Source organism: Brevibacillus reuszeri, assembly GCF_001187725.1.
In the GTDB taxonomy this organism is placed as follows: Bacteria; Bacillota; Bacilli; order Brevibacillales; family Brevibacillaceae; genus Brevibacillus; species Brevibacillus reuszeri.
On record NZ_LGIQ01000005.1, the window covers coordinates 915652 to 938148 of the forward strand.

General features: G+C 49.2%; 20 protein-coding genes. 19 read left to right on the top strand and 1 reads right to left on the bottom strand.

All coding sequences use genetic code 11. The features are described 5' to 3' along the window. Positions 1-174 precede the first annotated feature (174 nt). The 10 genes from rph to ADS79_RS08000 all read left to right on the top strand — a co-directional run bounded on the left by rph (position 175) and on the right by ADS79_RS08000 (position 12155). A complete protein-coding gene (gene rph, locus ADS79_RS07955; RefSeq protein WP_049737866.1) occupies positions 175-936 on the top strand; it encodes a ribonuclease PH in 762 nt (253 codons plus the stop codon). After that, a complete protein-coding gene (locus ADS79_RS07960; protein ID WP_049737867.1) occupies positions 929-1522 on the top strand; it encodes an XTP/dITP diphosphatase in 594 nt (197 codons plus the stop codon). Before rph ends, ADS79_RS07960 begins: the two co-directional genes overlap by 8 nt. Positions 1523-1602: 80 nt before the next feature. Continuing rightward, positions 1603-2127: a metallophosphoesterase family protein gene (locus ADS79_RS07965; RefSeq protein WP_049737868.1), complete on the top strand. Its 525-nt coding sequence runs from the start codon at positions 1603-1605 to the stop codon at positions 2125-2127. A 140-nt stretch (positions 2128-2267) separates the two neighbouring features. Further along, positions 2268-3560, top strand: coding sequence for a trigger factor (tig, locus tag ADS79_RS07970; RefSeq protein ID WP_049737869.1), 1293 nt, complete (start codon positions 2268-2270; stop codon positions 3558-3560). 169 nt (positions 3561-3729) lie between these two features. Continuing rightward, a complete protein-coding gene (clpP, locus tag ADS79_RS07975; protein ID WP_049737870.1) occupies positions 3730-4311 on the top strand; it encodes an ATP-dependent Clp endopeptidase proteolytic subunit ClpP in 582 nt (193 codons plus the stop codon). A gap of 20 nt (positions 4312-4331) precedes the next feature. Next, positions 4332-5597, top strand: coding sequence for an ATP-dependent protease ATP-binding subunit ClpX (gene clpX, locus ADS79_RS07980; protein ID WP_049737871.1), 1266 nt, complete (start codon positions 4332-4334; stop codon positions 5595-5597). Between the two features lie 199 nt (positions 5598-5796). Beyond that, complete coding sequence (lonB, locus tag ADS79_RS07985) at positions 5797-7491, top strand: ATP-dependent protease LonB (RefSeq protein ID WP_049737872.1); 1695 nt, start codon at positions 5797-5799, stop codon at positions 7489-7491. Positions 7492-7762: 271 nt separating this feature from the next. Next, complete coding sequence (lon, locus tag ADS79_RS07990) at positions 7763-10102, top strand: endopeptidase La (protein WP_049737873.1); 2340 nt, start codon at positions 7763-7765, stop codon at positions 10100-10102. After that, the gene (gene yihA / locus ADS79_RS07995; protein ID WP_049737874.1) at positions 10099-10758 is read left to right on the top strand and encodes a ribosome biogenesis GTP-binding protein YihA/YsxC; all 660 of its coding nucleotides are present in this window, start codon (positions 10099-10101) and stop codon (positions 10756-10758) included. The genes lon and yihA overlap by 4 nt, the downstream gene beginning before the upstream one ends. 44 nt (positions 10759-10802) lie before the next feature. After that, positions 10803-12155, top strand: coding sequence for a protein O-GlcNAcase (locus ADS79_RS08000; RefSeq protein WP_049737875.1), 1353 nt, complete (start codon positions 10803-10805; stop codon positions 12153-12155). A gap of 135 nt (positions 12156-12290) precedes the next feature. Here ADS79_RS08000 and ADS79_RS08005 read toward each other — a convergent pair whose 3' ends face one another. Further along, positions 12291-13226: a DMT family transporter gene (locus tag ADS79_RS08005; RefSeq protein ID WP_307725630.1), complete on the bottom strand. Its 936-nt coding sequence runs from the start codon at positions 13224-13226 to the stop codon at positions 12291-12293. Between the two features lie 271 nt (positions 13227-13497). Between ADS79_RS08005 and hemA the strand changes: the two genes are divergently transcribed. The 9 genes from hemA (at position 13498) to ADS79_RS08050 (ending at position 22415) form a co-directional block, all read left to right on the top strand. Then, positions 13498-14859, top strand: a complete 1362-nt coding sequence (gene hemA / locus ADS79_RS08010) for a glutamyl-tRNA reductase (protein ID WP_049737876.1) — start codon at positions 13498-13500, stop codon at positions 14857-14859. Between the two features lie 61 nt (positions 14860-14920). After that, entirely contained in the window at positions 14921-15739 is an 819-nt protein-coding gene (locus tag ADS79_RS08015; protein WP_049737877.1) for a cytochrome C assembly family protein, read from the top strand. Between the two features lie 21 nt (positions 15740-15760). After that, positions 15761-16690 (top strand): hydroxymethylbilane synthase, encoded by a 930-nt coding sequence (gene hemC / locus ADS79_RS08020; RefSeq protein WP_049737878.1) that lies wholly within the window; start codon positions 15761-15763, stop codon positions 16688-16690. Then, a complete protein-coding gene (locus ADS79_RS08025) occupies positions 16687-17499 on the top strand; it encodes a uroporphyrinogen-III synthase (protein ID WP_049737879.1) in 813 nt (270 codons plus the stop codon). The genes hemC and ADS79_RS08025 overlap by 4 nt, the downstream gene beginning before the upstream one ends. Further along, on the top strand, positions 17483-18460 hold the full coding sequence (gene hemB, locus ADS79_RS08030; protein WP_049737880.1) for a porphobilinogen synthase: 978 nt from the start codon (positions 17483-17485) through the stop codon (positions 18458-18460). Before ADS79_RS08025 ends, hemB begins: the two co-directional genes overlap by 17 nt. A 3-nt stretch (positions 18461-18463) precedes the next feature. Continuing rightward, the gene (gene hemL, locus ADS79_RS08035) at positions 18464-19747 is read left to right on the top strand and encodes a glutamate-1-semialdehyde 2,1-aminomutase (protein ID WP_049737881.1); all 1284 of its coding nucleotides are present in this window, start codon (positions 18464-18466) and stop codon (positions 19745-19747) included. Positions 19748-19954: 207 nt separating this feature from the next. Next, on the top strand, positions 19955-20431 hold the full coding sequence (locus tag ADS79_RS08040) for a GyrI-like domain-containing protein (protein ID WP_049737882.1): 477 nt from the start codon (positions 19955-19957) through the stop codon (positions 20429-20431). 117 nt (positions 20432-20548) lie between these two features. Then, complete coding sequence (locus ADS79_RS08045; protein ID WP_049737883.1) at positions 20549-21361, top strand: HipA family kinase; 813 nt, start codon at positions 20549-20551, stop codon at positions 21359-21361. Positions 21362-21623: 262 nt separating this feature from the next. Next, positions 21624-22415, top strand: coding sequence for an alpha/beta fold hydrolase (locus ADS79_RS08050; RefSeq protein ID WP_049737884.1), 792 nt, complete (start codon positions 21624-21626; stop codon positions 22413-22415). Positions 22416-22497: the final 82 nt, after the last annotated feature.

The following is a 22497-nucleotide window of genomic DNA, read 5'->3' on the forward strand; positions in this document are numbered from 1 at the left end:
CAAATCAAATCAAGCTCGCAAGTATTTTTCTATTTGCACATGGGGGTAGCCCTGAGTCATGCGAATATTTGCAATTGCTGTAAATAGGGGATTGGTGTTTGGGCAGTGGCAGACCGTTTCCTGCCTCTGGTATAATGAGCGGAGTGTATCAAAGTGATTTAGGAGGAACTTGGAATGAGAGTGGATGGCCGTGCCCATGACCAGTTGCGCCCCGTTACGATTACGCGCAACTACATTAAACACGCAGAAGGATCATGCCTGATCGAAGTAGGAGATACCAAGGTGATTTGTACGGCGACTCTGGAAGATCGGGTTCCACCCTTTATGCGTGGTGGCGGGAAGGGCTGGATCACAGCCGAGTATTCCATGCTTCCCAGAGCAACAGCGACACGTAATGCCCGGGAGTCGTCCAAAGGAAAGGTTGGAGGACGCACCATGGAAATTCAGCGCCTCATCGGACGCGCACTTCGATCGGTAGTTCATTTAGAAGCGATGGGAGAACGCACGATTTGGCTTGATTGTGACGTCATACAGGCAGATGGCGGTACGCGTACGGCTTCGATTACAGGGGCGTATGTTGCGATGGTCGATGCGATGCAAAAGCTGGTGGACAGCGGTACATGGAAGCAATTGCCGTTGAATGATTTTCTCGCGGCAACATCAGTTGGTGTCGTTGGTGAAGAGACCGTACTTGACTTGAACTATAAGGAAGACTCGTCCGCGACTGTAGATATGAATATCGTCATGACAGGCAAAGGCAAATTTGTTGAGCTGCAAGGAACTGGGGAAGATGCACCGTTCTCACCTGAACAGCTTCAGGAAATGATCGCTCTTGCCAAAGTCGGGATCGAAAATCTCATTCAAAGTCAAAAGCAGGCCCTCACTGGTGTGTCACTTTCCTTTGCAGAAAACGTAGCGGAGCAAAGCCATGTCTGAGCGCAGAAGGGTCGTACTGGCCACACGCAATCAGGGGAAAGTAAAAGAATTTAATCGGCTGTTTGCTGATCTCGGCTGGGAAGGTATCAGTCTGGCAGAATTTGAGGGCGTGCCAGAAGTGATCGAGGACGGCGAGACCTTTGAGGCCAATGCCTTGAAAAAGGCGATCGAGATTTCTACATACTTGAATTTGCCAGCACTTGGCGATGATTCCGGGCTGGAGGTAGACGCACTGGACGGTCGGCCAGGCGTTTACTCCGCCAGATATGCGGGCGAGGATGCGACAGATGAAAAGAACTGGCGCAAGCTTTTGGATGAGTTGGAAAGTGTCCCAATGGAACAGCGTACAGCCCGATTCCGTTGCACGATTGCATTCGTAGTGCCAGGGGCTGAGCCGGTGATTACGACAGGCTCGTGTGAAGGCTTGATTGCACGCGAGCCAAAAGGAACGAATGGCTTTGGATATGATCCGGTCTTTTACATTCCGGAAATGGATAAGATGATGGCGCAGATTTTGCCGGAGGAAAAGAATCAGATCAGCCACAGAGCGAAAGCCATGAACCGATTGCTTGAAGTGCTTAAGTAAGACGGGTGAGCCGTTTTTAAAAGGAAGCTGTCAACTGAAAAAAGCCTCCGAGGAGAGAGGGAACAGGGGAGTGAGCCGAGATGGGGATTCTCGTAATGAGTGACAGTCACGGACTTGTACACGAGGTCAAGCAGGTGGCAGACAGACATACTGTCGATAAAATCTTGCACTGTGGAGACTTTTGTGTAGATCACGAGCGCGAGCCGTTTTCCTTGATGACACTTGTCCGGGGCAATTGCGATACGACTCAGACGGTGCCGACAGAACAACAGACTGAGTGGCGCGATCTCCATATTTTTCAAACCCACGGGCATCTGTACGGCGTGAAAAGCTCTCTCTTGCGTCTTCATTACCGGGCAGAGGAGACTGGAGCGAATGTCGTTGTCTTCGGACATTCCCATGTTCCAGCTTGTGGCGTGGAGAGAGGAATCCTGTTCCTGAACCCGGGAAGCTTGCAGATGCCAAGAGGCTTTGAAGTCCCTACATACGCGATTGTGGAGGAAACGGGCGTCACTCCAAAGGCTGTGAATGTGACGGTTTCGTTCTATGATTATAAGGGCAATACAGTAAAGCAGCTGGGCGGGAATTATTCGCTCCGCCGCTGAATCGTGGCTTCTTGTAAAGTAAAAGATTTATGCTATACTAGAATGGTTAAAATGGCTAGAATATTATCATCCGAGCCTGCGAAGATTTCACGGCGCGGCTGGCGATGTTCTGTTGATTCGATTTAGGAGGGGAAGTTTACGTGGCAGCAAATTGGGAAAAGGTAGAGAATAACCAGGGAGTCCTGACGGTTGAAGTAGATGCTTCGCAAGTAGACGCAGCATTGGATCAGGCGTTTAAAAAAGTGGTACAAAAAGTTCAGGTTCCAGGTTTCCGCAAAGGAAAAGTTCCACGCAAAATGTTCGAAGCTCGTTTTGGTGTAGAATCCCTGTACCAGGACGCTCTTGACATCCTGTTGCCAAATGCATACGGACAAGCTGTTCGTGAAGCTGGTATTGAGCCAGTAGATCGTCCAGAAGTAGATGTAGCGCAAATGGAGCAAGGTAAAAACCTGATCTTCAAGGCGACTGTAACTGTGAAGCCTGAAGTGAAGCTGGGCGACTACAAAAACCTCAGCATCGAAGAAAAAGAATTCACTGTAACTGACGAAAGTGTAGACGCTGAACTGAAGCGTATGCAAGAGCGTCACGCAGAGCTCGTAGCAGTAGAAGAGGGCGCTGCGCAAAGCAGTGACCTGGCTGTAATCGATTTCGAAGGCTTCCAAGATGGCGTGCCTTTCGAAGGCGGTAAAGCGGAAGACTACTCCCTGGAGCTGGGTTCCGGTACTTTCATCGCTGGTTTCGAAGAGCAAGTAGTAGGCATGAACGTAGGCGACGAAAAAGAAATCACAGTAACCTTCCCAGAAGAGTACCACTCTCCTAACCTCGCAGGTAAAGAAGCGGTATTCAAAGTGAAGCTGACCAGCCTGAAGCGCAAAAACCTCCCAGTTTTGGACGATGAGTTCGCAAAAGACGTGAGCGAGTTCGACACACTGGAAGAGCTGAAAGCTGACACCAAGAAAAAGCTCGAAGAAAAAACAGCGCAAGAAAAAGATCAGTATGTTCGTGAACAACTCGTACTGAAAGCTGCTGAAAATGCAGAAATCGAATTGCCTGCTGTAATGGTTGAGCATGAGTTGGATCAAATGGTATCCGAATTTGGTCAACGCCTGCAATACCAAGGCATGACGCTGGAGCTGTACTATCAATTCTCCGGCATGGATGAGAGCCAGCTGCGTGAACAACTGAGCGCAGATGCTACATCCCGTGTTCGCACTTCCCTGACATTGGAAGCAATCGGTAAAGCTGAAAACATCGAAGCGACAGAAGAAGACGTAACTGCTGAGCTGGAAAAGCTGGCTGCAACTTATGGCCGCCCTGCAGACGAGCTGCGTAAAATCTTCGCTGCTCAAGACGGTATGGCAGCACTGTACCGTGATGTGCAAACTCGCAAAACCGTTGATTTCCTAGTTGCAGAAAGCAAGGTAAATGCATAAGCTTAGGAAGAACGCATGATTGGTCAGTGGTCAGGCTAATCCTGAATGCTGGCTGGAAGGCTACAAGGCACGAGAAGATCGTGCCTTGTTTTTCCACCATTGGACTTTTTTGCGCGATCCTTCTCAATTAAAGGGGAATCCCTTTTACCGGTAAAGGAGGAAGATACATATGTTAATACCTATGGTCATCGAGCAAACCAGTAGAGGCGAGCGCTCCTACGATATTTACTCGCGCCTCTTGAAAGATCGGATCATTTTGCTGGGCACGGAGATTGACGATGAGATTGCCAATCTGGTAGTAGCCCAACTGCTCTTTTTGCAGGCAGAGGATCCGGACAAAGACATATCCCTATACATAAACTCACCAGGTGGTTCTGTAACAGCAGGCATGGCAATCTACGACACGATGCAGTACATAAAACCTGATGTGTCCACCATTTGTGTGGGCATGGCTGCAAGTATGGGCGCATTCCTACTCGCGGCTGGTGCAAAAGGGAAACGTTTTGCATTGCCAAACAGTGAAGTGATGATTCACCAACCACTTGGCGGCGTGCGTGGCCAAGCTGAGGATATTCGCATTCATGCCGAATGGATTCTCAAAACGAAACGCCAACTCAATCAGATTTTGTCCGAGCGTACGGGTCAGCCATACGAGAGAGTAGAGCAAGACACTGATCGCGACAATTTCATGAGCGCAGAAGACGCAAAGGCCTATGGATTGATTGACACGATTATTGAACGCAAAAACTGACCTGTTGTGAGGTGAAGCGCATGTTTAAGTTTAACGACGACAAAGGCCAACTGAAGTGTTCCTTCTGCGGCAAGTCCCAGGAACAGGTGCGCAAGCTGGTGGCTGGTCCTGGTGTATACATTTGTGACGAGTGTATCGAACTGTGCAACGAAATTGTACAGGAAGAGCTGGGTACTGAAGAAGAAATCGACATGAAGGAAATTCCAAAACCGGTAGATATTCGCAAAATCCTTGACGATTATGTAATCGGACAGGACATGGCGAAGAAATCTCTTTCGGTAGCGGTGTACAACCACTACAAACGGATCAATTCCGGCGCAAAGATTGAGGATGTCGAGCTGCAAAAATCGAACATCATGCTGATTGGTCCTACCGGTAGCGGGAAAACGTTGCTGGCTCAAACATTGGCGCGTATCCTGAACGTACCATTTGCGATTGCGGATGCAACCTCTTTGACGGAGGCGGGTTACGTTGGGGAAGATGTGGAAAACATCTTGCTCAAGCTGATTCAAGCGGCTGATTACGATGTAGAAAAAGCTGAAAAAGGCATTATCTACATCGATGAGATCGACAAAGTAGCACGCAAGTCCGAAAACCCATCCATCACTCGTGATGTTTCCGGTGAAGGCGTACAGCAGGCTTTGCTCAAAATTTTGGAAGGTACGGTTGCGAGTGTTCCTCCACAAGGCGGACGCAAGCATCCACATCAGGAATTTATCCAGATCGATACCTCCAACATTCTGTTCATTTGCGGTGGTGCGTTTGACGGCGTAGAGCAAATTATCAAGCGTCGTTTGGGCAAAAAGGTAATCGGCTTCGGGGCAGACTTTGGCGATGGTGTCAAAGCAGATCTGAAAGCTGGCGAATACTTGAAATACGTATTGCCAGAAGATCTGCTGAAGTTTGGTCTGATTCCAGAGTTTGTGGGCCGTTTGCCGGTTCTTGCGACTTTGGAGCCGCTGGATGAAGAAACACTCATCCGTATCCTGACTGAACCGAAAAACTCCTTGGTCAAACAATATCAAAAGCTGCTTAGCCTTGATGGCGTAGAGCTGGAGTTTGATGCTGGTGCTCTCTTGCAAATCGCAAAAGAAGCGATCAAGCGAAACACAGGTGCACGTGGATTGCGTGCGATCATCGAGCAAATCATGCTGGATATGATGTATGAGCTGCCATCCCGCGAGGATGTCACCAAGTGCGTGATTACGGAAGAGACCGTGCGCGACAAGGTGAAGCCACAGCTCACTACCAAAGACGGCAGAGAGATGCGCGGCGAAACCGCTTAATCGAGTAATAACCAAACACAAAACCATTCCGTATATGCGGGGTGGTTTTTTCGTTTCCGTCTTGAATGATTTGGTAACTCCTGCACGGACAGCGGTTTATGGTTTATGACTTCGTTTGCGGGGCAATACTACTTGATATCGTTCAAGAGACGCTTTTACATATCGGTAAAAAGCTGCCAGCGCAATGGGAGGGATTCACATGAACTATACATTGGTCATTGCAGTTATAGAAGTAGTGGTTGGAATCATCATCGGCACCTACTTCTGGAACTTACTGCGTGCGCAGAGAAACACCAAAACATCGACGGAAAAAGAATCACGCAAGGACCTCGACACGATTCGTAAAATGAGAATGATTGCTTTGACAGAGCCGTTATCTGAAAAAACGAGACCGAGTAAGCTGGAAGAAATCGTAGGACAAGAAGACGGGCTTCGTGCTCTTCGCGCTGCCTTGTGCGGACCGAATCCACAGCATGTGATCATCTATGGACCGCCGGGTGTGGGTAAAACAGCAGCAGCCAGGGTGGTTCTGGAAGAAGCCAAAAAGAACCAGCTCTCACCATTTTCTGCGGACGCCAAGTTTATCGAGATTGATGCAACGATTGCTCGCTTCGATGAACGTGGAATTGCTGACCCATTGATTGGGTCTGTTCATGATCCGATTTACCAAGGTGCCGGTTCACTAGGTCAAGCCGGAATTCCACAGCCCAAGCCAGGAGCTGTGACCAAGGCACATGGCGGGATGCTGTTTCTCGATGAGATTGGTGAACTGCATCCGGTTCAAATGAATAAACTGTTAAAAGTACTGGAAGACCGCAAAGTAATGCTGGAGAGCGCCTATTATAGTGAGGAAAACAACCAGATTCCATCGCATATTCATGATGTGTTCAAGTACGGACTTCCTGCGGATTTCAGACTGGTTGGCGCGACGACAAGGCTGCCGGATGAACTACCTGCGGCGCTGCGCTCTCGCTGTCTGGAGATCTTTTTCCGCCCATTAAAAGCGGGGGAAATAGGAAGTATCGTTCGTACTGCTGTCCTCAAGATGCAGCTGACGATCGCAGATGAGGCAGTTTCCGTCATTGAACGCTATGCAACGAATGGACGTGAAGCGATCAATACACTGCAGATTGCAGCAGGTATAGCTTTGACGGAGCAACGCCGGGAAATCCATGCTGCTGATGTAGAATGGGTCATGCACAGCAGTCAAAAATCACCGCGCCCCGAAAAGCAAGTACACGATTCCCCACAGATCGGACTGGTCAACGGTCTTGCGGTTTATGGCCCGAATATGGGAAGTGTCATGGAGCTGGAGGTCACGGCATCACGCGCAGAACTGCCAGGGCAAGGTCGTATTGCAATGACCGGCATGGCAGAAGAAGAAGAGATGGGCAGTCGCAGTCGGACCATCCGCCGCAAGTCAATGGCCAAGGGCTCGATTGAAAATGTGATGACAGTTTTGCAACGCATGGGTGTTCGTCCGTATGATTACGACCTGCACATCAATTTTCCGGGGGGAAATCCCGTTGATGGACCCTCAGCAGGAATAACGATTGCTACCGCGATTTACTCAGCCATCAAGGAAAAGCCGGTAGACAATCTGCTCGCAATGACTGGTGAGGTAAGTATTCACGGCAAGGTAAAGCCTGTAGGTGGAGTCGTAGCAAAGGTAGAGGCAGCCAAACAGGCGGGAGCGACACGTGTATTGATCCCGGAGGAGAACTGGCAGAGCATTTTTAGCGACATGCAAGGGATTGAAATCATTCCGGTTTCTACTGTTTCACAGGTCATTGAGCTTGCGATACCGGAAGCTTCCCAGCAGGAAACAGAAGAGCCGGGCTTTACGCTTCAGCTGCCTGCAGAAGATTTGGCTTCCTCGCCAATGTCCCTGTAGCAGTCGAGAGCGCCCGTGGATTAGACATCGGATTGTGTTTGCGCTACAATGGAAAAAAGCTTCTGCTTGCAAAGAGCCTTAAGGCCCGTCTGGCTGTTGAAATGGGTCCCCAAAAAGTGCTTGAAAGGGGCAGGAAAGATTCATCTGCCTTCACTTTTTGGGGAGTTTTCAATTTTGCCGGTTGGGCTTAAAAACGGCTTGAAAAGCCGTTTTTCTCTGTTCACGAGGCTCTTGGTAAGAGGGATAGATCAACAAGGAGAGGTGCATCCGCTTGGGCGAACGTTCCGGTAAAAGAGAACTACCGCTTCTCCCGTTGCGAGGATTACTTGTATATCCGACCATGGTACTCCATTTGGACGTTGGACGGGAAAAGTCCATCCGCGCATTGGAGCAGGCAATGGTAGACGATAACAAGATCTTACTTGCGACGCAGGAAGAGGTCCACATAGAAGAGCCAGATGCTGAGCAAATCTACAGCATCGGTACTGTTGCACGTGTCAAACAAATGCTGAAGCTGCCAAACGGTACGATTCGCGTACTGGTTGAGGGCTTGCAACGGGCAAAAATCGAGGAGTATCTGCAACAAGAAGAATACTTCATCGTATCCATTACATACCTGCAAGAAGAAAAGGCTGACGAAAATGAAGTAGAGGCTTTGATGCGTTCTCTCTTAAGCCACTTTGAGCAATACATCAAGCTGTCGAAAAAGGTTTCTCCAGAGACGCTGACCTCTGTGACTGACATCGAGGAACCAGGACGTTTGGCAGATGTCATTGCTTCGCATCTCCCGTTGAAAATGAAGGACAAACAGGAAATTCTGGAGACGACCAACATCCAGGAGCGTCTCGAAATCCTGTTGAACATCTTAAACAACGAGCGCGAAGTGTTGGAGCTGGAGCGCAAGATCGGCAACCGTGTTAAAAAGCAGATGGAGCGCACGCAAAAAGAGTATTATTTGCGGGAACAAATGAAAGCGATCCAAAAAGAGCTGGGTGACAAAGACGGTCGTCAGGGCGAAGTCGATGAGCTCAGAGCACAGCTGGAGAAATCGGATGCTCCTGAGCGAATCAAGACCAAAATCGAGAAAGAGCTGGAGCGCTTGGAAAAAATGCCGGCGACTTCTGCAGAAGGCTCGGTTATTCGCACCTATATCGATACCTTGCTCGCTCTGCCATGGACGCGTACTACGGAGGACAATCTCGATATCCACAATGCCAAAAAGGTTCTTGATGAGGATCATTACGGCTTGGAAAATCCAAAAGAGCGTGTGGTTGAATATTTAGCTGTGCAAAAGCTGGTCAACGCTATGCGCGGTCCCATTCTTTGTCTCGTTGGGCCTCCAGGTGTGGGTAAAACCTCTCTGGCACGCTCTGTTGCGCGAGCACTGGAGCGCGAATTTGTGCGGATTTCCCTTGGTGGCGTGCGTGATGAAGCCGAAATTCGCGGTCATCGCCGTACGTATGTGGGAGCACTGCCAGGGCGCATCATCCAAGGCATGAAGCAAGCAGGAACGATCAACCCTGTCTTCTTGCTCGATGAAATTGACAAGCTTGCTTCGGACTTCCGTGGCGATCCGGCTTCGGCTTTGCTGGAAGTGCTCGATCCGAATCAGAATGACAAATTTAGCGATCACTATATCGAAGAGACATACGACCTGACAAAGGTCATGTTCATTACAACAGCAAACAGCCTCGATACGATTCCTCGCCCCTTGTTAGACCGGATGGAGGTCATTTCGATCTCTGGCTATACCGAGCTGGAAAAGCTGAACATTTTGCGTGGATACCTCTTGCCAAAGCAAATGGAGGATCACGGACTCGGTAAAGATAAGCTGCAAATGAACGAGGATGCCATGCTCAAGCTGGTGCGTCTCTACACCCGTGAAGCAGGTGTGCGCAGTCTCAACCGTGAAGCAGCCAATGTATGCCGCAAAGCAGCAAAGCTGATCGTGGGCGGCGAGAAAAAACGCGTCGTGGTTACCGGCAAAACACTGGAGGCACTGCTTGGAAAGCCTCGCTTCCGCTATGGCTTGGCAGAGAAAAGCGACCAGATCGGCTCAGTAACCGGCTTGGCATGGACACAGGCTGGCGGCGATACGCTGAATGTAGAAGTCAGCATTTTGCCAGGGAAAGGCAAGCTGACCCTGACAGGGAAGCTGGGCGATGTCATGAAAGAATCTGCTCAGGCAGCTTTTAGTTATATTCGCTCTCGTGCAGATCAATGGGGGATCGATCCATCGTTCCACGAAAAAAATGATATCCATATTCACTTCCCAGAAGGCGCGATTCCAAAAGACGGTCCATCTGCGGGAATCACCATGGCAACGGCACTTGTATCTGCTCTCACTCAAATTCCGGTGAAAAAGGAAGTGGGGATGACGGGCGAGATCACCCTGCGTGGTCGGGTATTGCCAATCGGAGGCTTGAAAGAGAAATGCATGTCCGCTCATCGCGCTGGCCTGACGACGATTATCTTGCCAAAAGACAATGAGAAGGACATTGAGGACATCCCAGAAAGCGTACGAAGTGAGCTGACCTTCCATCCGGTTGAGCATTTGGATGAGGTACTGCGCATTGCACTTACGAAGCAGCCAGCAGGTGATAAATCATGAAAGTAACATCCGCAGAGTTTATCATCAGTGCTGTTGGACCTAAACAATACCCGGAGGACGGCCTTCATGAAATCGCGTTGGTAGGCCGTTCCAACGTCGGGAAATCATCCTTGCTCAATAAAATGATGAATCGTAAAGGCTTGGCTCGAATCAGCTCGCGACCTGGAAAGACACAGACGCTCAACTATTTCCGCGTCAACCAGATGCTCTATTTGGTAGACTTTCCTGGATACGGCTATGCCAAGGTTGCTAAAACCATCAAAGAGCAATGGGGCAAAATGATTGAGGGCTATTTGAAAAATCGCAAGGAATTGCGTTTTGTCATTCAGCTTGTAGACATTCGCCATGCTCCGAGCAAAGATGATATTGCCATGTACGAGTGGTGCAAGCAAATCGGCATTCCGACAGTTGTTGTAGCTACCAAAGGCGATAAGATTGCACGCGGCCGTTGGCTGCAACATACCAAGGTTATCCGCCAAAGTCTGAACCTTCGGGGGGATGACACGATGATCATTTTCTCCTCAGAGACAGGACAAGGTAAGGATGAGCTGTGGGGAGAAATTCTACGACGCTTGCGTGGTGGAGAGGAAAATAGCAAACAAGCAGCTACCCCATCCGCTGAGCAGGCTGTAGCCAAAGCGAAGGAACCATCATAGACAGTCTGACCCCAAACCGGAGGGGAGAAGGGGAGGCAGCTTTCGTGAGCGAGCTGGCGTGCTTTGCCATTCGCGGTGTGATAGAAGGCTTCTACGGAACGCCCTGGACGCATGCGGAGCGGCTGGACATGATTGATTTTTTGCAGCGCTATGAGTACAACACGTATTTTTACTCGCCAAAGGACGATTTGTATGTGCGAGAGAGGTGGATGAAGCCACATCCGCAGTCATCGCTTGTGCAAATTGAAGAGCTGATTGCCAGAGCAAGTAAAGGCAGCATCCATTTTGTTTACTGCCTCAGTCCGGGCCTTAGCATGGAGTACAGTAGTGCAGAGCATCTGGAGCACCTGCTAAAGAAATACTCGGAAATGTATCAGCGTGGCGTGCGGCATTTTGGCCTGTTCTTTGATGACATCCCGATGCATCTTTTGCACGATGCGGATATGAACGGTTTTGAACACCTCGCTGATGCTCACGTACAGGTTACACTGCGTGTGTGGGAGCGGATGAATAGCTGGCCCGAGCAGGTCAAGCTGGTCGTTTGCCCGACACAGTACAACGGCATTGGCAAGGAGCCTTATGTCATACATCTGGGGCGCCACTTGCCCCAAGAGATTGACCTTTTTTGGACAGGACGCTTTGTTTGCTCGCCGTATTTGACCGATGGGGATGCGATACGCTTTCAGGAGTTTACAGGCCATAAGCCTCTGTATTGGGATAACTATCCCGTAAACGATTTGGCGATGGCAAATGAACTGCATATCGGACCACTCCGGCACCGTGATCCAGACTTGTGGAATCATTCGGCTGGTTACGTGGCGAATGCGATGTCTAGACCAGAGTGCTCGAAGATTCCTTTGATTACGACGGCGGCGTATTTGCGTGATCCAATCGGATACGATCCAGAAGCTGCTTGGGAGCTTGCGGTGAAGGACATCGTTGGCAAAGAAGATGCTGAGGCGTTTTTATCATTTGCCGACAATGTTCAGGGCTCGTTTTTGTGTGAGATGGAGTCGCCGCGCCTGTTGGAAGCGTTTCTGACCTTCCGCTTTCAATTTCTTCAAGGCGATCGTCAAAAGGCGGTTCAGGAGCTTACCCTATTGTTCCATGAGATGGAGCAAAATGCGCATCAGCTTTTGGGCGGGATGAAGAATCAAAAGCTGGCACAGGAAGCGCGATCATGGATTGAGAAGTATCGCCATTGGGCAAAAGTCGGGCAGTCAGCAGTGGCGCTGATCGAGAACGGAACCAGTGGCCGCATTCCCCAAGCTGCCTTTCATTTGCTCAAACTAAAGCAGTGGCTGAAACGGACAGAGCGGCTGCCAGAAAAAGTGTGCGGGCAGGTCATGAAGCTGTTTGTGGATGCTGTCATGCTGGAAGTCAAGAAAACAACGTAAAAAAAGAAAAAGGTTCCTGACCCGCTGTGGGGTAGGAACCTTTTTTGTACTATCGGAAAGTATAAATGTAAGGATGATAGTATAAGTGCAACTAAGGCTCCGCCAAAAGCTTGGCGGAGCCAGGTTTTCTAATGGCTAGGCTGACTTGCTGCCATCGTCTGCCCTTCGTTTGCGTGCGGTTTCGAGCCATTCCTTAATGGGCAGCTCAGCCAAGATCATTCCGGTGAAAATCATCAGGCAGCCTGTTAGCTGTCTGCCGTTTAATACCTCATGGATAAACACGTATGAGGTCAATGCCGCAAACACGGGCTCCAACGCGAAAATAAGGGCCACCCGCGTAGAGCTGGTTTGCTTTTGCAGGGCAGTCTGAGCCAGGAATGCGAGAGCGGTGGCAAAAATGGATGTTATGATTAATCCTGTGGCGACCTCTGGCAAAAAGATGATGGCTGGATCAAATGCACGGCTCCAATCCTCGAAGAAAAAGGAGTAAATCCAGCTCATCACTGCGACTGTACCAAGCTGCACAATCGCGAGGGGAAGTGCTTGAAAGTGTGGAGCGTATTTGCCTGTAAATACAATTTGCATAGCAAAACAGATCGCACAGCCAAAGACGAGAATATCACCCAGGTTAAAGCTAAACTCCTGGTTCTGTGTCAACAGGTACAAACCAGCGGCAGCTAGGATGACACCGATGACAGCTACCGGCTTGACTCGCTCCCGCATCAGCATAAACGAGAACAGCGGAACGAGGACAACGGACAAGCCTGTGATGAAGCCGGCTTTGGATGGTGTAGTATACAGGAGCCCAACGGTTTGCAGCGCATATCCGAGACAGAGCCAAAAACCAAGTATGATCCCGGCTTTGAGCAGTGGACCGCGCCACTGCCTTAGCTGTTGAGGGGATTTGATCACTAGAATAAGTAGTAGGAACAAGGCCGCAACGGTGAAGCGTACTGCATTAAATGTATTGGGTGGCAACGAGGTGATTGCCTGCTGAACGATGAGAAACGTCGTTCCCCAAATAAAAGCGATTAGAAGCAGAGTGATATCTGCCATCCATGGTTTTCTCAATTCCTTCCTCTCTCCTCCCGACGTTTTCCGAATCTTTTGGTCGTTTCTTTGTCTAGTCTGCATGATACGGTATTCGCTGGGTGATGGCAAGATGATTTGCATGGGCATCGATCATTCGGATTCGACAGGAAAAGCAGCGCCTAATTTTGACAAATTACACTTGCGTTAATAAACTTTTCACAATTACTCGTGGCTGATTCTGGACATAATGTTATAATGATAGTGCATTTTACATATTGCGATAGCAGGAAAGACAATCTGGGAGGACATTATGGATATTCTTTTGTTGGGCCTTAACTACAAAACGGCGCCTGTCGAAATTCGCGAAAAGTTTACATTTAGCGATGATGGGACCTCCCGCGCTCTTCATCTTCTCTCCCAGACGAAGAGCATTGCGGAATGTATTATTCTTGGCACGTGCAACCGCACGGAAATCTACGTCGTTTGTGACCAGGCCAATATCGGTCGCGACTATACTCGCCGTTTTCTGGCGGAGTGGTTTGGTGTGGAGAAGGAGCAATTTAAGGAACATCTCTATATAAAAGAAAACGAACAGGCGATTGACCACTTGTTCCGTGTTTCGTCTGGCCTGGATTCGATGGTCATGGGAGAGACGCAAATTCTGGGACAGGTGCGGGATGCGTTTCTGCTGGCACAAGAACAGAAGACGACGGGCACCGTGTTCAATACGCTGTTCAAGCAAGCAATTACGTTTGCCAAGCGTGCGCATACCGAAACGGCAATCGGTCAAAATGCTGTTTCTGTCAGCTATGCGGCAGTTGAGCTCGGCAAAAAAATCTTTGGCTCCTTTGCGGGCAAATCTGTCCTGATTGTTGGAGCAGGCAAAATGAGCGAGCTGACGGCAAAGCATCTGCATGCCAATGGCTCAGAGCACGTTGTGGTAGCAAACCGCACCTTGGAGCGGGCACAGCTGCTTGCTGAAAAATTCAAAGGTGACTCCTGTACGATGGAGCAGCTGCCTGAGGCGCTGCTCGTGGCAGACGTCGTCATCAGCTCTACCGGGGCAAACGGCTACGTCCTGGGGAAGAAAGAGCTGGCTCCGATCATGAAGCAGCGGAAGCATCGCCCGTTGTTCATGGTGGATATTGCTGTACCGCGTGACTTGAATCCAGACCTGCACGATCTTGATAACGTCTACCTGTACGATATCGACGATCTGGAAGGAATCGTTGCGAGCAACGTAGCTGAGCGTTCGCGTGAAGCAGAGCGATTGGATGTCATGATCGAGGAAGAGATCGTAGCTTTCACAACTTGGTATCAAACATTGGGAGTCGCGCCATTGATCGCAGCCTTGCGTGAAAAAGCATTGACGATCCAGGGTGAAGCGATGAAGAAGATCGAAAACAAGCTGCCGAATCTTTCCGAAAGAGAGATTCATATCATCCGGAAAACGACCAAAGGAATTGTGAATCAACTGATGCATGATCCTGTGGTTCGACTAAAGGAAATGGCGGCAACCAAGCACGGGGAAGAGGTGCTCGATATTTTCTCCAAAATGTTTGCGTTGGAGGAAATTCTGGAGCGCACTGAGCAGGAAGCGATCTGGGCAGACGACACGAAAAAACAGCTGTCCACTCGTGAGCAAGCATTGGTATCAAGAGTTAGAGAGTAAGCCATTTATAACATCTATATTCGCGACGAATAGATATCGATAGAGAAAGAGGGGAGAATGCATGGCCGAGGTGAGATGGATCTATGATCTGACGATCTTTCTCTACGCTGCAAGTGTTCTCTTCTATTTTAACGACTTCTTGCAGAGCAACCAGAAAGTCAATCGTCTGGCTTTCGGGTTGCTTGTTGTCGTTTGGGCCTTGCAAACCGTTTTTTTCGTCTCACAAACTGTCATGAAAGCCTATTTTCCTGTCATTACACTTTTTGAGACGCTCTTTTTTTATTCCTGGGTGCTAGTAAGCCTTTCGCTTGCTATTCACTATTTTTTTCGAATTGATTTGCTGGTATTTTTTACAAATATTATCGGGTTTGTCGTCCTTGTTATGTCTATGTTTATGCCGGAGACTCCGATTGTAGCCGTATCCAGTGTATTGAGCTCTGAGCTGCTTTTGACACATGTGACGCTCGCGATGTTCAGCTACGGGGCGTTTTCCCTCTCGATGATTTTTTCGTCGATGTATCTGCTACAGCATAAGATGCTGAAAGAGCGCCGCTGGTCGCCACTATTGCGCCGTCTGCCAAGTCTTGATCAGCTGGAGGGCTATGCGTATCGCATGAACATGCTGGGAGTGCCGATGCTGCTGCTCTCTATCGTACTAGGAATCATTTGGGGCAAGATGGTATTGCCAGAAAAATTCCTCTTGGATACAAAAGTCGTTCTTTCAGTGACGGTACTTGCCAGTTATTCTTTGTGGCTTTATCAAAGATACCGGGATACGGTGCAAAGGCGCAGACTGGCGCAATGGAACCTACTGGCGTTTTTACTTCTGCTCATTAACTTTTTGGGAGCAAATACTTATACATTTCACAGCTGGTGGTAACCGCTGTTTGAGGAGGCTGTCATGGGAAACTGGAAAGTGGGAACACGCCGCAGCAATCTGGCGCTTACCCAGACAAATTGGGTCGTCGATCAACTGAAAGGACTTGCGCCTGAGGCTGATTTTGAATTGCATGAAATCGTGACAAAAGGAGATCGCATTCTGGATGTAACGCTGTCCAAGGTAGGCGGAAAAGGGCTGTTCGTAAAAGAAATCGAGCAATCTCTTTTTGACAAAGAGACGGATTTTGCGGTTCACAGCTGTAAAGACATGCCATCTGAGCTACCGGAAGGATTGGTCATCGGGGCGATTCCGAAGCGTGTTGATCCACGTGACGTACTGCTGTCCAAGGACGGCAAGACGCTGGATGAATTGCCAGAGGGAGCACTTGTTGGCACAAGCAGCCTGCGCCGCTCTGCACAAATTTTGGCGCATCGCCCGGACATTCAAATCGAATCCCTGCGCGGAAATATCGATACACGCGTGCGTAAACTGGAAGAAGGCAATTTTGATGCAATCATTCTGGCTGCGGCAGGACTTGAGCGCGTAAATTTCGAAGGAGAGATCGCGCAATTTTTGCCGGTAGAGATCAGCTTGCCGGCAGTAGGTCAGGGTGCTCTCGCCATCGAATGTCGTGCAGATGACAAAGAGATGCTGGCTCTTTTGAAGCGCATTGACCATGAGCCTACCCGTAGAGCAGTGACAGCAGAACGCAGCTTCCTGCACAAGCTCCAGGGCGGCTGTCAGGTCCCAATCGGCGCATATGCTACTGTGGCAGAAGACAATCTGATTACCTTGACGGGAATGGTTGGTTCGCCTGATGGCAAGCAGTTGTTTAAAAATACTGCTACTGGCAACGATCCGCTGGCACTTGGTATCCAGGTAGCCGAAGCATTGCTCGCGCAAGGTGCAGGAGAGGTTCTGGAGCAAGTACTGCGGGAGAATCAGCAATGACAATTACTGGGTCCCGCGGGGCATTATCCGGCAAGCGCATTATGGTGACGCGAGCGAAAAGCCAGGTGCGGGAGCTGGTAGAGAAAATTGAGCATTTTGGTGGAGAAGCATATGCCTTTCCCCTTTTAAAAATGGTGCCGCCAAGTGATACCAGCAAGCTGGATAAAACGATCAGACAGCTTGGCACCTATGACTGGATCGTTTTCACGAGTGTGAATGGGGTGCGCTTTTTTCTTGAGCGAATGAAGATGCTGGGTGTCGGTTTGGACGCAATCACAAGCAAGCTGGCTGCGGTGGGTCCCAAGACAGCAGAGGTACTCATCGCCGAGGGACTGAGCGTAGAAGTAATTCCGTCAGATTACGTGGCGGAGGGACTTTTATCCCGTCTCCATGACCAGCTGCTTCCAGGGCAGCGGGTATTATTGCCGCGGGCTGACATTGCTCGCAAATTGCTGCCCAAAGAGCTGGCGGAGCTTGGGATGGATGTTACAGAGGTAGATGTGTATCATACGGTCATTGATGCACAACTGGCTCCAGAAGCTGCTTCGCAAATCCAGCAAGGCAAAATCGATGTTATTTTGTTCACCAGCTCATCAACGGTGACGCATTTTGTTTCTGCGCTGGCGCCGTTCGAGGCTCCGGGCTGGCTTGATCAGGTACGGATTGCCTGTATCGGGCCAATTACTGCAGAAACAGCACGACAACATGGACTAGTTGTTCAAGTAGTTGCAAGCGAGTATACGGTAGATGGTTTACTAGATGCTTTGATAGAGAATCTGGGAGGGAACTCACATGGCACAAACATTTGATCGTCATCGCCGCCTTCGTTCCAGTGCGGCAATGCGCAACCTCGTTCGGGAAAATCATATTCGCATGGATGACTTGATTTATCCGTTGTTTGTAGTAGAAGGTACCGACATCAAAAATGAAATTTCATCGATGCCAGGTGTTTATCAGTTCTCTTTGGACCGTTTGGCTGAGGAAATGAAAGAAATTGCGGAAGCAGGCATTCAGTCTGTGCTGATGTTTGGTATTCCGGATCATAAGGATGCTTGTGGCACTGAAGCATACAATGACGATGCCATTACGCAGCAGGCGATTCGCCAGATCAAGGAAGCTTACCCGGATATGGTCGTGATCGCAGACACTTGTCTGTGTGAATACACCGATCATGGACACTGTGGCGTACTGCATGGACATGATGTGAACAATGACGAGACGTTAAAGCTGCTCGGCATGACCGCTGTATCCCAAGCGAAAGCAGGCGCGGACATTATCGCTCCTTCCAACATGATGGACGGATTTGTCATTGCGATTCGCGAAGCGCTGGATGAAGCAGGCTATCAGCATATTCCGATCATGTCCTACGCAGTGAAATACGCGTCTTCCTTCTACGGTCCTTTCCGTGAAGCTGCATGTTCGACGCCACAGTTTGGCGATCGCAAAAGCTACCAAATGGATGCTTCCAATGCTCGTGAAGGACTGCGCGAAGCCGCTTCGGATGTAAAGGAGGGCGCAGACTTTTTGATCGTGAAGCCAGGTCTTGCCTTCATGGATATGGTCCTGCGCCTTCGTGAAAACTTTAATCTGCCAATCGTGGCGTACAATGTAAGTGCGGAGTACTCCATGGTCAAGGCAGCTGCGCAAAATGGCTGGATTGATGAACAACGCATCGTGATGGAAACACTGGTTGGCTTCAAGCGCGCTGGTGCTGATTTGATCATTACCTATCATGCCAAAGATGTGGCAAAATGGCTGCGGGGTGAGTAGAAGATGAATCGTGAAAAATCCACTCAATATTTTGCAGAAGCACAAACGTACATACCAGGTGGTGTGAACAGCCCGGTTCGTGCATTTAAAAGTGTGGGCGGCAACCCGGTCTACATTTCCAAAGGGGAAGGCTCTCGCATTTTCGATGTGGATGGAAATAGCTACATCGATTACATCGGTTCTTGGGGACCGTTGATCCTCGGTCACGCTCATCCAAAGGTACTGGCTGCCATCACAGAAGTGGCGGCATTGGGAACCAGCTTTGGTGCCCCGACTTACCGGGAAACAGAAATGGCAAAGCTCGTCTGTGAAATCGTCCCGTCTGTTGAAGTCGTGCGTATGGTAAACTCGGGAACAGAAGCTACGATGAGCGCACTGCGCTTGGCACGCGGCTACACAAAGCGCAACAAGATCATGAAATTCGAAGGCTGCTACCACGGGCATGCAGACAGCTTGCTGATCAAGGCTGGCTCCGGCGTAGCGACACTGGGTCTGCCGGATAGTCCTGGCGTACCAGAAGGAACGGCACTGAACACGATTACGGTGCCATATAATGATCTGGAGAGTGTAAAGCTCGCTTTTGAAAACTACGGTGATGATTTGGCAGCAGTCATCGTTGAACCGATTGGTGGCAATATGGGAGTCGTACCTCCACAGCCTGGCTTCCTCGAAGGCTTGCGGGCAATCACCGAACAGTACGGAAGCTTGCTGATATTTGATGAGGTCATGACAGGCTTTCGCGTTGCATTGGGTGGAGCACAGCAATTGTTTGGCATTACCCCTGACCTGACAACAATGGGAAAAGTAATCGGTGGCGGTTTGCCTGTTGGTGCGTACGGCGGAAAACGGGAGATCATGCAGCAGGTTGCTCCGGCTGGTCCTATCTATCAGGCAGGTACACTTTCCGGGAACCCGCTCGCTATGGCGGCTGGCTTGGCTACGCTGCAAGAGCTCAGCAAGCCAGGTACTTATGAGCAACTGGAAAAGCTGTCAGCAAGACTCGGTGAGGGCCTCGCTGACAATGCTACAAAGCTTGGGATCCCACACACCATGAATCGTATTGGTTCGATGGTCTGCCTGTTCTTTACAGACACGCCAGTCATCAACTACGAAACAGCGAAAACTGCTGATTTGGAGCGCTTCTCCGCGTATTTCAGCCACTTGCTGGATGGCGGCATCATGATTCCACCGTCTCAGTTCGAGGGAATGTTTGTTTCCTTGGCGCATACAGAAGAAGACATCGAGCGGACCATTGAGGCGAGCTACAATGCAATGAAAAAGCTGTAAAACGAGATGAACTTTTGAACACCTCCTCGACTTGATCAGGAGGTGTTTTTACTATTCAACCCATGCCTTTTTTTCAGGCGCCGGTTTTAGGAGAGCTTTACAGAAAAAAAGGATTTTTTTGTAAGGAATTTTTTTGATTATGATAATATGGAATCCAGGTGGTCCATTCTGGGACAGACCGTATTTTCGATGATGAGGTGAGCGAAAATGGAAGGGACAATCGTGACAGTTCCACAAAAGCATTTTATTGGTCTTAGCTTCTCAGGCACTTTTCCGATGCTCGTAGAGTTCATGCCAAAGCTTTGGGCAACATTTTTGCAGCGTCAGCAAGAAATTCCTCATGTGATACACCCAGAGCTCCGCTACGATTTCAGTGACGAAAATTTTGAACATCGCATGTATACCGAATACATCGTTGTCGAGGTGGAGCGGTTTGAGCAGATCCCGCCAGGTATGGTCGGCTTTACTGTCCCTGAAAGAACCTACGCTCGTTTTACGCACACAGGGCCAATGGAGCAGGTACAAGACACTTATCAACAGCTATTTGCCTGGTTGCATAAGAACGGCCATCAACAAAATGAGCAGGCTGTGCGCATGGAACGCTACGATGAGCGATACGTCCCGACTGTTCATGAAGCAACTCGCATGGAAAATACGTATGAGATTTTTATTCCACTCCGATAAACGCCTGCCTAGTGAGCACCTCTTTTTTTAGAAATCGAGGTGCTGTTTGCTCTCCTTTTCATCCTTTTGCCCCCCCTCCATATAATAACTAAGAAACGAGGGAGGAGATGGACAAGGGTGGGCAGAGGGCGATGGAGATATCGCAAGCTTTTTCGCAAACGGTATGGCCGCATAATTTGGCTGGTTATCAAACGCAACGGGCAAAAAGGATTTTTTAAGTTTCCCGTTCAAAAGAAGCAGCGCAGGGAACATCGTATACTTGTCGCAAACGAGTATATAGCAGCTGCCCTTGCAAAAAGCGTCGGTCTTCCGGTGGCAAAAGTAAAGCAGGTCACGGTCAGAGGATCCAGGGGAATTCGACGAAGGGGACTGCTCTCGCAAAAAGCTAGCGCGAACAAAGTCATTCCGTGGAAAAAGGCGAAAAAGAGAGTATATCGGAAGCCGCAAAAGAAAGTTAAAAAAGCAGACTTGCTTGCACGAATCGTTGCTTTTGATGCTTGGATTATGAATCCGGACCGAAACAATCGCAATTTGATTTTATACCGTAAGAAATCAGCGAAGCACTACAAATGGTACCTCATTGACCATGGGATCGCTGTGTTTGGAAAGCCGAGCAGATGGAGCCTGCGCAAGGCAAAAAGGAAATTCCGAAAAAAGAAAGCTTACAAATTTACGATGCATTCTGGCAGCAAGAAAAAGCAACGGATTCCGAAGGGACTCGAGCGCTTTACGTTAGACAATCGGAAATCCTTTGATAAGATGGTCAAAAAAATTAAGAAGCTGCCTAATTCCGTCATACGCAAGGCTGTTAAAAAAGTACCCAAAGGCTGTCTGCGGAGAGCGGAAAGAAAATTTATTACGAAAGTATTGATCCATCGCAAGAAGCAAATTAAGAAAATTGTGAAGCGAATTTCCAAGCGTTTTAAGTAGGGGGGAGAATAGAGGAGGAGACCGCGTCTCTTTTACGGTAGAGGTCGCTCACTGCAAAGAAACGCTTCCACGGCTTTCACGATGGCTTTGAGAGCTTTCTATACGCACGAATAAGAATATCAGCCTACTATTCTTCTGGGGAGGATGCTTCAGTACAGTCGGTGACTGTTGGTAGACAAGCCTAAACAGGGGATACGACTGGTTTAATGGTGAGCATCAGAGGGCACCATTTTGAACAAGACGATGAAAGGAAGATGGACAGATGATGAAATTCGCAGAACTCAAAAATGGACAGAAAATCGCTTATGTTGAGGAAGGGAAGGGCGAAGCGGTTATTTTGCTGCATGGCTTTTGTGGCAGCTCAGGGTATTGGAAGAAAGTAATGCCGCAGCTTGCAGAGTCCCATCATGTAATCGCGGTCGATTTGCGTGGTCACGGAGCCAGTCTGGCCCCTGATGAGCCTTACACAATGGAGCGGTTTGCAGAGGATATAGCCCTGTTTATCGATGAGCTTGGCTTGCCGCGTGTTCATTTGTTTGGTCACTCTCTGGGGGGATACGTGACCCTGGCGTTCGCAGAAAAATATGCGGACAAGCTGGAGAGCTTTGGCTTGATCCACTCGACCTCGTATCCGGATGATGAAGCAGCCAAGGAAAATCGAGACAAAGGGGCGACGAGTATTCGCGAAAACGGAATCGAGCCGTTCATAAAAGCGCTGGTTCCCAAGCTGTTTGCAAAAGGCCATGTAGCGACGTTGCCAGAGGAAGTGCAGATGACAAAAGAGATCGGGCTATCGACGATTCCGATTGGCGCAATCAATACGCTTCGAGGCATGCGTGATCGGGCAGATCGTACACATGTGCTCAGGGAAACCAGCATCCCTGTGCTTTTGGTCGCAGGTACAGAGGATCAGGTTATACCAGCTGAAAAGACATTCGCAGTTCAAGGCGAGAAAATCAAGCAGGTGCTGCTGCAAAACGTGGGGCATATGGGGATGCTTGAGGCGCCTCGTGAAATGGCTGAAGAAATCCGTGCCTTTTTAAGAAAGAGTTAATGAAAACAACACCATCGTACTAGAAATATTTGCTATAATAGACGAGGTATTCTATCAATTTATACATAAAAGAGAGGGGAAA